The sequence below is a fragment of the Gordonia aurantiaca genome (genome assembly GCF_039939235.1).
In the GTDB taxonomy this organism is placed as follows: domain Bacteria; phylum Actinomycetota; class Actinomycetes; order Mycobacteriales; family Mycobacteriaceae; genus Gordonia.
This window is the reverse complement of record NZ_JBDUUF010000008.1, coordinates 68,295-81,972: the sequence shown is the minus strand read 5'-3', so window position 1 is coordinate 81,972 and position 13,678 is coordinate 68,295. Positions and strand designations below refer to the sequence as shown.

The following is a 13,678-nucleotide window of genomic DNA, read 5'->3' as shown; positions in this document are numbered from 1 at the left end:
GGTGCGTCGGCGTACGGGAAACCGTCCGAATCGGACCCCGAACAGATTGGTGGTGCATTCCGTAGATGCCCGAAGAGCCCGCAGCCAGCGAACCCGACGCAGGAGAGTTGCCGATCGAGCCGGCCGAGACCGGCTCGCCAGACCCGATGCCAGATGACGCGCGGCGCAAGGTCGACGAATTGGAGGAGAAGATCGTCGACGAACCGGCCGAGCGCGAACCCGCCGCGGAACCGTCGCACACCGAGGACGACGAGAGCGATCTGCGGACGCCGGCGACCGGGGACCCCGAGCCGCCGGACTGATGCACCCGACCGACCGCGCGGCGTCGGCCTCACCCGCGCGAGAAGACCTTCTCGCCCGGGGCGACGGTGCGGCGATCGCGGGTTTGCGCGTCGTCGCCGAACACGGCCTGCCCGAACGGCTCGTCGCCCGCGTGGAGAACCGTATTCGACGAATGGCGGAGCGCTCCGATCTCGAGTTCCGCGGCATCACCGTGACCCGCGAGGTGACCCTCCAGTCGACGCCGCGGGGTGACCTCGAAACCGTCTGGGGCGCACCGGACCCGGGTGATGAGATCGTCGTGTTCGTCACCGAGATGCCACGCCTGTACGCGTCCTCGTCGGACGCGGGTGCCGATTCCCGGAGAACCGGGGTGGCGCCCCGGCGAGCCCGCCACAGTGTGGTGGTGGCGGAGCTCGACCGCGAGGGCGGTGCCGCGGTGCTGTCGCTGCCCGCGTTCGGCCCCGTGCCGAGACGCCGCTTCCTGTCCGCGCTGTCGACGGTGGTCGACGCACTGCGCGAAGGTTCTGCGGTGCCCTCGGAGGGCCGTCGTGGCCTCACCGTGGTGGACGAGGACGGAACCGATCACGTTCTCGCGTCGGGACTTCGGAGCCGACTACGGCTCACCGGCGGAATGGTGCGCGGCAACCGCCCCTGGCGCCTGATCCCGACACTGACGGGGATGACCGCGGCGGCGGCGGCCGCGGCGTCGTTCGGCGTCTTCTTCTCCACCATCTGGTCGATGGCCAATGCGTTGAGCAGTTGGCGCCTCGCGGCCATCACGGTGCTGTCGATCGTGCTGGCATCGCTCTGGCTGATCGTGAACAACCGACTGTGGGAACGCCATACGACGACTCCGAGGACGCGTGCGCGGCTCTACAACACGGCGACGGTCTGCACGGTCGCGTTCAGTTGGATCGTGCTCTATGCACTGCTGGTCCTGGCGACCCTGCTCGCCGCGATGATCGTCATCGACGAGTCGTTCCTCAGTTCCCAGTTGGGATTCCCCGCCGAGTTCCGCAGCTATGTCCACCTGTCGTGGCTGGCCACGTCGATGGGTATCTTCGCGGGCGCACTCGGGTCCAGCGTGGACAGCCACGACGACGTCCTGCGTGCCACCTATGGTTACCGGGAACGACTGCGGCGCCAGGCATCCGAAGCGTCCGAGGATTCGGGCTGACGGCGGTGTGCGGGCCTGCCGCGTGTCCCGCACTCCCGCCGCCTGCGTCCCGTGGGCGCCGGCGGAGTGGGCAGGCCTCCGTCCTCAGCCCGCCTGCCGCTCCGCCAGCATCGCGAGGCGTCGCAGGCATTCGTCGAGCCGCGGCGACATCGCGGCCTGCTGGATGACCGGCGGGATCCACTTCAGCGGGGCGGTCTCGACGAACTCCTCCATGCCGATGAGCGACCCGTCGCCGTCCTTCTCGATGGTCATCCGGATGCGTGCGCGTCCGAACGGCCACGCCGCGGCCGACAGTTCGAGCAGACCGGCCTTCGACTCGACCGACTCGGTCTCGTCGTTCAACAGCGCAGGCCACAGACCCACGGAGTGGTGGATCTTCGAGCCCGCCTGGGGCCATTCGGGGTCGACGTCGCGGATGCGCGAGGCGCCGACCACCCAGGAGGCGTAGAGCCAGCCGTTCGACAACACCGACCAGACCTGGGCGGGGGTTGCGGATGTGTGACGTTCGACGCGGTTCATCGACGTTCTCCGTTCATTGGTGAGGGGACTTGGTGAGCAGATGAACAACCCTGCGGCGCAGGGCTCTTCGGGGGACGCCACGAACACCGTCGTGGCCGAGCGCGGCGCGGGCGGCATTGTTGCCGCAGGCCCCGTGGACGCCGCCTCCGGGATGGGCGCTCGCGCCGGCCAGATAGAGCCGGTCCACCGGGGTGATCGCCCCACCGAGACCGGGGGTCGGCCGAAACACCAGCTGTTGGAACAGCTGTGCCGTACCGCCGTTGACCGCCCCGCTCACGAGGTTCGCGTCGGCCTCCTCGAGGTCGCGAGGCGTCTGCACATGGCGGCCGACGATCATGTCGGAGACGCCCGGCGCGTGGGCTTCGAGCACCGCGTCCATCCTCGACGCCAGGTATCGGGCGGCCTCGTCGTCGGTGACGCCGCGTGGCAGGTGGCTGTAGGACCACGCGCTCTCGGTGCCGGACGGCGACCGACTCGGGTCGGCGACCGTCATCTGCCCGAACAGCAGGAACGGGTGATCGGGGATGTTGCCGGTCTCGATGTCCGCCGTCGAGTAGGCGATGGTGTGCGTGTCCGCACCGAGGTGAACCGTGCCGGCTCCACCCAGATTCTCACTGCGCCAGGGGATCTTACCGTCGATCGCGTAGTTGATCTTCACCACCGGGGTGTCCCAGGTGAAGGCATCCAGGTCCTCGAGGACGCGGGCGGGCACGTCGTCGGCGGCGAGGAGCCGCCGGTAGAGCGCGGGCGCCGACACGTCGGCGAGAACGGCCCGGCGTGCGGGCCACATGCGTCCACCGGAATCGACGACGCCGACGGCGCGGCCGCCGTTGGTCGTGATGCGTTCGACCGGGGTGTCGCAGTGCACCTGCACGCCCGCGTGCTCGGCGCGGCGCCGGAGTGCCCGTGCCAGTTCGCCGGCGCCGCCGACGGGAACCGGGTAGCCGGTGTCCTGGCCGAGCATCGTCAGCAGGTAGCCCATCACACCGCTGCCGGGGGCGTCGAGCGGGATGTCGGCGTGCAGCGCGTTGCCCAGGATCAGCAGCCGGGACTTCTCATGGCGGAACAGCTCCCGCACCATCCGGTCGGCCGGCAGCAGGAGGAACCGCGCGAGGCGCAGCGCGTCGGCGGTCCCGACCGACCGCAGCGCACCCGCGAGCGCGCGGACCGGGGGAAACGGTCCGAACAACGAGTTCAGCAGGATCGGGCGCAGGGTCTGCCACTGCTCGACGAGATCGAGCCAGGCCCTGCCGTCGCGGGGATCGAAGCGGGCCAACTGTGCGGCGGTGTCCGCCGGGTCGGGATGCACCACCGGGGCGTCGTCGTCGGAGGGGCCGGCGGGGTGCCCGAACGCGTATGGAGCGCGGCTCCATCGCAGTCCGTGGGCGGCGAGGTCGAGATCGTCGAAGACCGGGGACGCGACCGACAGCGGGTAGAACGCGCTGAACAGGTCGGTGACGTAGCCGGGGATGAGCTCCGCGCTCCTTATCGCGCCGCCGACCTGCGGCGCGGCTTCGAGCACGGTGACGTCCCAGCCTGCGTCGGCGAGCCGGATGGCGGCGATCAGGCCGTTGTGTCCGGCGCCGACGACGACTGCATCAGCCACGAGACCCCCTGTTCCGTGATGGACGGCCCGGGTTTCGGGTACGGGCCCGTTCGGCTCACGGTAATAAGGTCTACCCGTGACGGCCGTGCATAAACGCCGGATGCGAAGGTGTAGGTGAGCCGGGTCCGGGTAGTCCGACATGCGTGATGCTCCCGTTCGATCCCAGCGTGCCCTGGCACCCGCGACTGACCGATGATCGCATTCGACGTCTGTGTGACGGCCGGCCCGCCGTCGTCACCGGCGCGGGGTCGGGGATGGGACGCGCGTTGGCCCATCGTCTGTCGGCGGCCGGGGTGCGGGTGCTGGTGAGCGATGTCGACGACGGGGCGCTGGCCGAGACGGTGGGAGCCGCACCCGCGACGGGCGCTCCGCTCGTCGCCGACGACCTCGACGTCGCCGACGCCGACGCGATGTCCGCCTACGGCGACGAGGTGATCCGACGTCACGGGCCGCCTTCGGTCGTCGTCAACAACGCCGGGATCACCATGGTCGCGGGGGTTCTCGAAGAGGACGACGACTTCGCGCGCCGGATCATGGCGGTGAACCTCGGCGGCGTGGTGAACGGCACGAACACATTCCTTCCGCACCTCGAGAACGTGGGCGGCGGGCACATCGTCAACACCACCAGCGCGTTCGGGTTGCTGGGTGCTCCCGCGCAGTCGGCCTATTCGGCGTCGAAATCCGCCGCCCTCGGCTTCTCCGGGTCCGTCCAGAGATCGCTGCGGGGCGAGGGGTCGCCGGTCCGCGTGCACATCGTCTGTCCCGGGGCGGTGCACACCGCGATCGCCCGCCGCGCCCGGTACGTGAACCCGGCGGTGCGCGACTTCGTGACCCACGGCTTCGATCGTCGCCTTCCCGGTACGCGTCCGAGAGCTGCTGCGGCAGCGATCCTCTCGGGCGTGCTCGCCGACCGTGACCGCATCCTGGTCGGGGTGGACGCGCGCGCCCTCGATGTCGGGGTACGGGTGTTCGCGGATGCGCTTCAACGTCCGCTCGCGACGATCACCCGGCCGGTGTTCCGGCGGATGATCGGTACGTGACCGCCGCTCTACGACGGCAGGTTTCGCGTGGCGGGTCCCTCCAGCACCTCACCGGTGTGGCTGAACCGGGAACCGTGGAGCGGGCAATCCCACGACTGCTCGGCGTCGTTCCAACGCAACACCCCGTACAGGTGAGTGCACAGGGGTGCGACGGAGCGCGTCTGTCCGGCAACCGTGCACACGCCCTTCGGGGCGATGCCCGAATGCCCGACGCTCCCGTCACCCTCGGCGGGAGAGGAGTCTGTGGGCTTGAGGAGGCCGAGATAGCCGCCCGCCATGTAGGCGGCGACCTGCGCATTGGCCGAGGCGGCCGACATCAGCGAGCCCGCCCTGGTCACCTCGGACGCGCGCCATGGTCGCAGGCTCTTCGACCACGGCGGTTCCTTGCCGAGGATGCGGCCGGTCATCGACAACGCCGCGGCGACACCGTTGGTGAGCCCCCATTTGGCGAATCCCGTTGCCACCTGGACGCTTTCCATCGAGGGCAACAACTCGCCGACGTAGGGCAGCTCGTCGATGGTGGTGTAGTCCTGGGCGGACCATCGCGCGACCATACGGGCGGTGGGGAAGTGCTTCTGCGTCCACTCGATCATGTCGAGGGCGTGCTGCCGTTCGGACCTGGTCCGTCCGACCTCGTGCCCGAAGCCGCCGACCATCAGCAGCTCGCCGTCGTGGCCGGGGTGGGTCGCGGTGCGCAACGACACCGACGGGGTGTCGGCGCCGAGGTACATCTCGCGTGGGATCTCCTCGTCGACGGTGAACGCGGCCGCATAGGACCGCTGCGGATGCACACGGGCGAAGAAGGCGGCGCGGTCGAGGAATGGCACACCGGTGGCGAGTACAACCGAATTCGCCTGTACCTCACCCGAATCGGTCGTCAGCGTGTGAGGTGTTCCGTGACGGAGGCCCTGCACCCGGGTGCCTTCGTAGAGGTGTCCGCCATGAGCACGCAGATCGTCTGCGAGTGCACGCAGCACCACCATCGGATCGATCTGGGCCTGGCCGTCGAGGCGGATGGCGGTCTTGACGTCGAAGGGGAGCTCCGGACAGTCGACGTGTTCCACCGGGATGCCGAACCGACGGCTCGCCGCGAACTCCTCCTCGACCTTCTTCGCGCCCTGCGCGGTGGCCGCGAAGGTGAGGGCCGCGCGCTCGTCGACCTGCAGTCCGCGATGGGTGAGGTAATGGCGCAACCAGGCCTGTCCCTCCCGATTGGCCATGACGTAGTCCTCGACCGCGCCCTTCCCGTGACGGCTCGCTATCGACGACAACCGGGTCCCCTGCAGCAGCGACAACTTGCCGGTGGTGTGCCCGGTGGCGGCCGCGCCGATGTGGCGCGCCTCGAGGACGGCGACCTTCTGGCCGGCCCGGGCGAGCAGGAGCCCCGTCGTCAGCCCGGTGATGCCGCCACCGACGACGACCTGGTCATAGGCCTCGACGGTGCCGAACGGGGTCGTCTCCGGACGGACGTCGGGAAGACCGCCGGGGTCGGAATCGGAGGCAGGGTCGAACCATAGGGTCTTCATGCACCACGGGGTTGCCCCGATGCGACCTGCCCAAACATGTCGCGATCCGGCGCCTTCGATGTGGAGCGCACTGTCGACGCGGCCGAGCTGCCGGGTAAGGTTTTCGACTGAGAATCGAAAACACCTCGCCGGTGGTTGACGACGGTGTGACCGACGAGAGGCGGATGACCATGGCCCTGCCCGGACGCTCCGAGTCCGCGCCGCAGTCCGGCGTGCTCGCGAGTGCCGAGACCTCCCGTGCCGACCTGATCGTGGTCGGGGCCGGGGTCGCCGGACTCACGGCCGCACTCAGCGCAGCCGAAAGCGGTTTGTCGGTCGTCGTGATCAACAAGGGGCCGCGCTGGGTCCCCGAGCGCGGTGAGCAGCCGACCAGCACGTTCTACGCCCAGGGCGGTGTCGCGGTGGTGACGCCCGAGCGTCGGGTGGCGCGCGCCGACGACGCCGACTCGGTGGACCTGCACCTCGGCGACACCCTCGCCGCCGGCGCCGGGCTCACCGACGCACTCGCGTCACGGCCGATCCTCGCCGACGGTTGGGCCGCGGTCTCTGCGCTCATCGCCTGGGGTGCGGACTTCGACCGAGACGCCGCCGGCGAACTGCTCCGCACCCGCGAGGGCGGGCACTCGGTGCGTCGCATCATCCACGCCGGCGGCGATGCCACCGGCGCGGCGATCCAGCGTGCGTTGTACGACGCCGTGACGCGGTTCGCCTCGGGTCCGCACGACGGATCGATCCGGTTCCTCGACGACACGATCGTCACGCGGGTCCGGCTCACCGGCGGTCGCGCGGTCGGCGTCGACTACCTGCGTGACGGCCGGACGCGCATGCTGGCCGCCCCCACCGTCCTTCTCGCGACCGGTGGGGCAGGGCACCTCTACCCCGCGACGACGAACCCGGCCGGGGCCACCGGCGACGGCATCGCGCTCGCGCTGCGCGCCGGCGCGCTCGTCGCCGACCTGGAGTTCATCCAGTTCCACCCGACCATGCTGTACACGCCCGGCGTGCGTGGTCGTCGGACCCTCATCAGCGAGGCGGTCCGGGGGGAGGGCGGTCGACTCGTCGACGTCCACGACCGCAGTGTCACCGCAGGTGTGCACCCGATGGGCGATCTCGCACCGCGAGACGTCGTCGCGGACGCGGTGGAGGCGGCGATCGAGGCGAGCGGACATCCGTGCGTCTACCTCGACACCTCGACCGTTGCCGACTTCGAACGGCGCTTCCCGACCGTCAGCGCCGGGGTCCGCGCAGCCGGCCTGGACCCCGCCGACCAGCGCATCCCGGTCGTCCCCGGCGCCCACTACCTGTGCGGCGGCGTCGTCACCGACGACGAGGGCCGCACGGCCGTCGACGGACTGCTGGCCGCCGGCGAGGTGGCGCGCACCGGCCTACACGGCGCCAACCGCCTCGCGTCGAACAGCCTGCTCGAGGGGCTCGTGATGGGGCGTCGTGCCGCCCGGGTCGCGGTGGCGCGACGCGAACTGCCGACACCCACGGCGGGCGCCGAACCCGGCATCGCCGACGCCGTGCCGATCCTCGATCGAGACCTGTTGCAGGACACCATGTCACGACACGTCGCCCTCCGACGCTGCGCCGAGGGGCTCGCCGCTGCGGCAGAGGCCCTCGCGTCGGCTCCGCGGCGTGTTCCGTCGACGGTGCGCGAGGTCGAGGACGCAGCGCTGACGCTGACCGCGTCGGCGGTGATCGCCGCGGCCGGGCTCCGGACCGAGTCGCGGGGCTCCCACGTGCGCATCGACTTCCCGGCGACCGCAGAGACCGGCCGGTCGCAGGCATTCCGGCTCGTCGACGGCCTGGTGCACGCCGCGGAACCCGTGCTCGTCCGACCCGTGCGGTCCGCGTGTCACCGGCTCGCCGGAGAAAGCCGGTGCGCGCATTCGCGCGGGGACGCTACATTTGGCGCAAATGTCCCTACATCCTGAACCAGAAACCCCCGACGTCCCGCCCCTCGACACCGTGCCGGGACGTGAGGTCATCGACCTCGGGTACACCACCCTGCACGCGCTGACCTGGGGACCCGCCGACGGTCCCCTGGCGGTGTGCCTGCACGGCTTTCCCGACTCCGCCTGGACCTGGCGGTTCCTCGGTCCGGAGCTCGCCGCCACCGGCTACCGCGTCGTCGCACCGTTCACGCGGGGCTATGCCCCGTCGGACATCCCCGCCGACAAGGACTTTCACGTCGCGGCACTCGCGTACGACGCCAAGGAGATCCACCGTGTCCTCGGTGGCGGTCCCGACGCGGTGCTGATCGGGCACGACTGGGGCGCGCTCACCGCCAACGCGTTGGCGCACCGAGAGGACAACCCGTACTCGGCGGTCGTCTCGATGGCGGTGCCGCCGATCCCCGCGATCCGTCGTGCCGCCCTGGACGGCCTGGGTTCGGTGCGACTCGTCGCGCGGCAGGCCGTGATGAGTTGGTACATCGGGTTCAACCAGCTGCCGTGGCTACCCGAACGGGTCCTGGCGTGGCTGGTCCCCCTGCTGTGGCGGCGGTGGAGATTGAGACATCTCGGGGACCCGCGCCCCGACTACCGACTCGACATCGACCACGCACTCGCGTCGATGTCCACGCCCGCCCACCGCAGCGCGACGCTCGGCTACTACCGGGCGCTGCTGCGGCCCCGCGTCGCGCCCCGCTACCGGTCCTTCCGTAACGACTGGCTGGGCGAACCCCGTTGCCGCACCCTGTATCTGCACGGCGCCGACGACGGGTGCATGCAGTCGCGGCTCACCGACCACGTCCACGACCTGCTTCCGGCCGGCAGCGCGGCCGCCGTGGTCGCGCGCGCCGGGCACTTCCTCCACCTGGACCGTCCGGAGGAAGTGAACAAGACCATCGTGACGTTTCTCGCCCGGACTCGCGGAGACGAGGAGGGTGGCACCGGACCCTACTCCTTCGTAGACTGACGCCCGGGATCTTCGAGAGTGCCGGCGTTCGGAGGGGGACCGACACGGTATGTGCCGGGGGACGCGCCGAGATCGGCACGAATGCTTCAGACACAGAGAAGCCCTGGCGTGGCTGAACGGCGCGCGAAGTCAGTGGGAGCACTGCAGTACGAAGGGGAGTCCGAATGCACGGCGAAGGCTGCTGGTCGACGGTGGTGTGCCGGCCGACCGAACGCGCGGCGCTGGGACTGTCGGAGGACTCCGAGTGGTTGCTGCAATGCCGCCTGCCGATCGGCCACCGGGGCAATCACGCCACGGACGCCAGCACGCGACCGCGGCACGACCGGCGCCTCTGGCTCGAATGGAACGACTTCGACAACCGGGCCCAGTCCCTCATCGAACGCAATCCCTGCGCGGTGCCGTCGCCGGACGGCAACCGGTGCGTGTACTTCGCCGGTCACGGTGGCGCCCACTTCTTCGCCCCGTCGAACGGCCATGCGCCGTCGGTCATGACCGGCGCCGGGACCGGCAACCAGCACCGGCCCGCTCCGGCCGCGTCGACGCAGGTACCCCCCACACCCCCTGCGACCCGCCCCGCCGGCCCGCCGCAGCGCGCAGGGTCGCATCGCCTTCCCGATTCCCACCAGCCCGCCCCGCCGGCCGTGCCTCCGGCCCCGGAGACCCGGGAGGCGGCAGAGCCGGTCTATCGGGGTGGTCGTCGTGCCTCCAACGCCGAGGCGCCGGCGCCGGACGGTTCGCCGACGACCGAGGGCTACCAGGGGCGTCGTCATCGTCCCGAGGTGGCCGGGGTCGAGCAGACCGCAGACGGCGAGACGTCCGGCCGGCACGGCGGCGGACATGCCGCACCGGAACCGCCGGATCTCCCGGACGCCGCGAGCGCGGCGCAGCACGCGGTGTCCGATGTTCCCGGACAGCACACGGCGCCAGAGGCGCCAAGCCAGCACACGGCGCCGGAGGCGCCAAGCCAGCACACGGCGCCGGAGGCGCCAAGCCAGCACACGGCGCAGGATGCGCCCGGGCACCACTCGGCACCGGAGGTGCCGTCCGCCGGGAGCGGGACCGGGGCGGTCTCCCGGCCAACCATCGGCACCGCGGAACCGGGCACCGATTCCGGACTCCCGGATACCGCTCGACGTGCGGCGATCAGCGAGGCGCTCGGTGAGGTCGCCGCAGCACTGGCCAAGCTGGCCGCGGCGCTGCGCGCGTAGTCCCCCCATCCCGACGCCGGCGGGGTGCTCACCTCCTTGCCAGATACGGTAAGGGGGTACCCGTACTGTTGTGTGCGCGGCCAGGTGGTGGTATACCTGGTGCCGCATACCCCGCTGGGGTATATGGACGGCGGGAGGGACATGGAGCACCATCAGCACGGTTACATAGGCCGCAAGGACGATTACCTGAAGCGGCTGCGCCGGATCGAAGGCCAGGCGCGCGGGCTGCAACGGATGGTCGAAGAGGACTCGTACTGCATCGACATCCTCACCCAGGTGTCGGCGATGACCAAGGCGCTGCAGGCGGTCGGCCTCGGCCTGCTCGAAGAGCACCTGGCGCACTGCGTCGTGCATGCCGCGCAGGAGAGCGACGCCGCCGGCCAGGAGAAGGTCGACGAGGCGATGGCCGCGATCAGCCGCCTCGTGAAGTCCTGACGCACCCGGCGGTCGACACCACTGCGGCCGACACCACTGCGGCCGACACGACTACGGCCGACACGACGGCGCCGAGATCCGAACCGAGACGGACGAGAACAGAGGAGTACCCATGAGCACCACCAGCACCTACACCGTCACCGGCATGACCTGCGGTCACTGCGCCGCGTCGGTCCGCGAGGAGATCTCCGAGATCGCCGGCGTGACCGGTGTCGACGTGACCGTCGAGAGCGGTGCCGTCCGGGTCGTCTCCGACCGCGAGATCCCGCGGGCGGAGATCGAGAAGGCGGTCACCGAAGCGGGATATGCGCTGGCGTGACATGACCGGTCCGGCCAGGGCGCCGTTGTTGTACGTGCTCGCGCTGGTGGCGATCTTCGTGATCGCCTTCGGCGTGGGCCGCGCCTGGGGGCCCGAATCCGACCCGGTGACCCACGATGCGCCGTCGCACGGCGTCATCGATACGAGCGCTCCAGAGGTGAGCACCCCGGAGACGAGCACCCCGGAGACGAGCACCGAGGCCACGAGCGTCCCCCACGACCAGCACGGAGGTGAACACTGATGTCCGCGAGCCCCGAGGTGTCCTCGGGTGCCGGCCTGCAGTTCGTCGACCTCGACATCTCCGGCATGACCTGCGCGTCGTGCGCCAACCGCATCGAACGCAAGCTGAACAAGCTCGACGGCGTGACCGCCACGGTCAACTACGCGACCGAGCGCGCCCACGTCGAGGCACCCGCAGAGGTGGGCGCCGACGACCTCGTCGAGGTCATCAGGGCGGCGGGCTACGACGCGACGCCGGTCCGCACCGAGCCCGATGAGCAAGGTGACGGGAACGCGGAGGGCCCTGCCGAATCCTCCGACCCCGAACTCGACGCCCTGCGTCAGCGGCTCATCGTGTCGGCGGTGCTCAGCGTTCCGGTCATCGTCCTCGCGATGGTCCCGGCGTGGCAGTTCACCTACTGGCAGTGGCTCTCGCTGACGCTCGCCGCGCCGGTTGTCGTCTGGGGCGCCTATCCCTTCCACCGGGCCGCGTGGATCAACCTCCGCCATGGCGCCACCACGATGGACACGCTCGTGTCGGTCGGCACGCTCGCCGCGTTCGGCTGGTCGTTGTACGCGCTGTTCCTCGGCACCGCCGGAACACCGGGCCTCACACACGGATTCGATCTGCTGCCGCAGCGCACCGACGGGGCGTCCCACATCTATCTCGAGGCCGCGGCCGGCGTGACGACCTTCCTGCTCGCCGGTCGCTTCTTCGAAAAGCGCGCCAAGCGGCGTGCGGGAGATGCGCTGCGAGCGCTCATGGACCTCGGGGCCAAGGATGTGGCGGTCCGGAGGAATGGTGTCGAGACACGAATACCCATCGGCCGGTTGGCCGTCGGCGACGAGTTCGTCGTCCGTCCCGGCGAGAAGATCGCCACCGACGGTGTGGTGATCGAGGGGGCGTCCGCGGTCGACGCGTCGATGGTGTCCGGGGAATCGGTCCCGGTCGAGGTGGCCGTGGGCGACTCCGTCATCGGTGCGACGGTCAACACCAGCGGACTGCTCGTCGTCCGGGCGACCGCCGTCGGGTCGGACACGGCGCTCGCCCAGATGGCGCGCATGGTGGCCGCCGCGCAGGAGGGCAAGGCCGACGCACAGCGACTCGCGGACCGGATCTCCGCGGTCTTCGTGCCCACGGTGATCGCCATCGCCGTTGCGACACTGGGCTTCTGGCTCGGTTCGGGATCCGCGGGCGGGGTCACCGGTGGTGATGTCACCTTTGCGTTCACCGCTGCGGTCGCCGTCCTGATCATCGCCTGCCCGTGCGCCCTGGGTCTCGCGACGCCGACCGCGCTGATGGTCGGCACCGGACGGGGCGCCCAGCTGGGCATCCTGCTGAAGGGGCCCGAGGTCCTGGAATCGACCCGGCGCGTCGACACGATCGTGCTCGACAAGACCGGAACGGTCACGACCGGTGCGATGTCCCTGTCCTCGGTGACGGCTGCACCCGGATACGACCAGGCGCAGGTCTTGGCCTGGGCTGCCGCGGTCGAGGCGGGATCGGAGCACCCGATCGGTGCCGCGATCGTCGCCGCCGCACCGAACCCGTTGCCGGAGAAGGGCCGTGACATCGTCGCGACCCAGGGCGCAGGGATCTCGGGAACGGTCGGCGATCTCCGTGTGTCGGTGTTGTCCCCGTCGAAGGTCGCGACCGACCTGCCCGAGGTGCTCGCCGATGCGGTCGCCACGGCGGAGTCGGGTGGGGCCACCGCGGTCGTCGTCCTCGTCGGCAAGGTCGACGTTCTCGCCGGAACGGACGCTCCGGTCGGCGCGGCCCCGGTGGGGGTCATCGCGGTGGCGGACCGGATCAAGGAGACCTCGGCGCGGGCCATAGAAGATTTCCGGAGGCTCGGCCTCGCCCCGATGCTCCTCACCGGTGACAACGAGGGCGCGGCGCGGGCGGTCGCGCAGGAGGTCGGGATCTCCGACGTCATCGCCGGGGTGAGCCCGCAGCGCAAGCTCGAGGTGATCTCCGAGCTGCAGTCCCGCGGCCACGTCGTCGCCATGGTCGGCGACGGCATCAACGACGCCGCTGCGCTGGCACAGGCCGACCTCGGTCTGGCGATGGGCACCGGCACCGACGTGGCGATGGCCGCCGGCGACCTGACCGTCGTGAGCGGTGACCTCCGGGTCGTCGCGGACGCGATCCGCCTGGCCCGCCGCACGCTCGGCACCATCAAGGGAAACCTGTTCTGGGCCTTCGGGTACAACGTCGCGGCGATCCCGCTCGCGGCGGCCGGCATGCTGAACCCGATGATCGCCGGCGCCGCGATGGCGCTGTCGTCGGTGTTCGTCGTCGGGAACAGCCTGCGGCTGCGCCGATTCCGGCCGCAACGGTGAGGCCGTGAACCGCTGACACGAAACCGCCCCGGAGAACCACCCTCCATCCGGGTGCCCGCGACAGTACGTCGCCGGTGCCGCC

Annotated in this window: 13 protein-coding genes; 10 read left to right on the top strand and 3 right to left on the bottom strand. The window is 70.7% G+C overall.

The genetic code is table 11. The features are described from left to right. Nucleotides 1-65 precede the first annotated feature (65 nt). Nucleotides 66-302, top strand: coding sequence for a hypothetical protein (locus ABFT43_RS15985; RefSeq protein WP_347961317.1), 237 nt, complete (start codon nt 66-68; stop codon nt 300-302). After that, a complete protein-coding gene (locus ABFT43_RS15980; RefSeq protein ID WP_347961316.1) occupies nt 302-1,459 on the top strand; it encodes a hypothetical protein in 1,158 nt (385 codons plus the stop codon). Before ABFT43_RS15985 ends, ABFT43_RS15980 begins: the two co-directional genes overlap by 1 nt. Before the next feature lie 84 nt (nt 1,460-1,543). Here the strand turns inward: ABFT43_RS15980 and ABFT43_RS15975 are convergent, their stop codons facing one another. Further along, a complete protein-coding gene (locus tag ABFT43_RS15975; RefSeq protein ID WP_347961315.1) occupies nt 1,544-1,978 on the bottom strand; it encodes an SRPBCC family protein in 435 nt (144 codons plus the stop codon). Between the two features lie 13 nt (nt 1,979-1,991). After that, the gene (locus tag ABFT43_RS15970; protein ID WP_347961314.1) at nt 1,992-3,584 is read right to left on the bottom strand and encodes a phytoene desaturase family protein; all 1,593 of its coding nucleotides are present in this window, start codon (nt 3,582-3,584) and stop codon (nt 1,992-1,994) included. A 146-nt stretch (nt 3,585-3,730) separates the two neighbouring features. Here ABFT43_RS15970 and ABFT43_RS15965 point away from each other — a divergent pair, with 146 nt between their 5' ends. Continuing rightward, a complete protein-coding gene (locus tag ABFT43_RS15965) occupies nt 3,731-4,624 on the top strand; it encodes an SDR family NAD(P)-dependent oxidoreductase (RefSeq protein ID WP_347961492.1) in 894 nt (297 codons plus the stop codon). A gap of 8 nt (nt 4,625-4,632) precedes the next feature. Here ABFT43_RS15965 and ABFT43_RS15960 read toward each other — a convergent pair whose 3' ends face one another. After that, a complete protein-coding gene (locus ABFT43_RS15960) occupies nt 4,633-6,150 on the bottom strand; it encodes an FAD-dependent oxidoreductase (RefSeq protein ID WP_347961313.1) in 1,518 nt (505 codons plus the stop codon). Between the two features lie 170 nt (nt 6,151-6,320). Between ABFT43_RS15960 and nadB the strand changes: the two genes are divergently transcribed. From nadB to ABFT43_RS15925, 7 genes are all read left to right on the top strand, one after another. Next, on the top strand, nt 6,321-8,087 hold the full coding sequence (gene nadB / locus ABFT43_RS15955) for an L-aspartate oxidase (RefSeq protein WP_347961491.1): 1,767 nt from the start codon (nt 6,321-6,323) through the stop codon (nt 8,085-8,087). Further along, nucleotides 8,071-9,072 (top strand): alpha/beta fold hydrolase, encoded by a 1,002-nt coding sequence (locus tag ABFT43_RS15950; protein ID WP_347961312.1) that lies wholly within the window; start codon nt 8,071-8,073, stop codon nt 9,070-9,072. Before nadB ends, ABFT43_RS15950 begins: the two co-directional genes overlap by 17 nt. 164 nt (nt 9,073-9,236) lie before the next feature. Continuing rightward, nucleotides 9,237-10,280, top strand: a complete 1,044-nt coding sequence (locus ABFT43_RS15945; RefSeq protein WP_347961311.1) for a hypothetical protein — start codon at nt 9,237-9,239, stop codon at nt 10,278-10,280. Between the two features lie 141 nt (nt 10,281-10,421). Next, complete coding sequence (locus ABFT43_RS15940) at nt 10,422-10,715, top strand: metal-sensitive transcriptional regulator (protein ID WP_347961310.1); 294 nt, start codon at nt 10,422-10,424, stop codon at nt 10,713-10,715. 112 nt (nt 10,716-10,827) lie between these two features. Further along, complete coding sequence (locus tag ABFT43_RS15935; protein WP_347961309.1) at nt 10,828-11,034, top strand: heavy-metal-associated domain-containing protein; 207 nt, start codon at nt 10,828-10,830, stop codon at nt 11,032-11,034. A 1-nt stretch (nt 11,035) separates the two neighbouring features. Then, the gene (locus tag ABFT43_RS15930; RefSeq protein WP_347961308.1) at nt 11,036-11,275 is read left to right on the top strand and encodes a hypothetical protein; all 240 of its coding nucleotides are present in this window, start codon (nt 11,036-11,038) and stop codon (nt 11,273-11,275) included. Continuing rightward, complete coding sequence (locus ABFT43_RS15925; protein WP_347961307.1) at nt 11,275-13,596, top strand: heavy metal translocating P-type ATPase; 2,322 nt, start codon at nt 11,275-11,277, stop codon at nt 13,594-13,596. The genes ABFT43_RS15930 and ABFT43_RS15925 overlap by 1 nt, the downstream gene beginning before the upstream one ends. Nucleotides 13,597-13,678 lie beyond the last annotated feature (82 nt).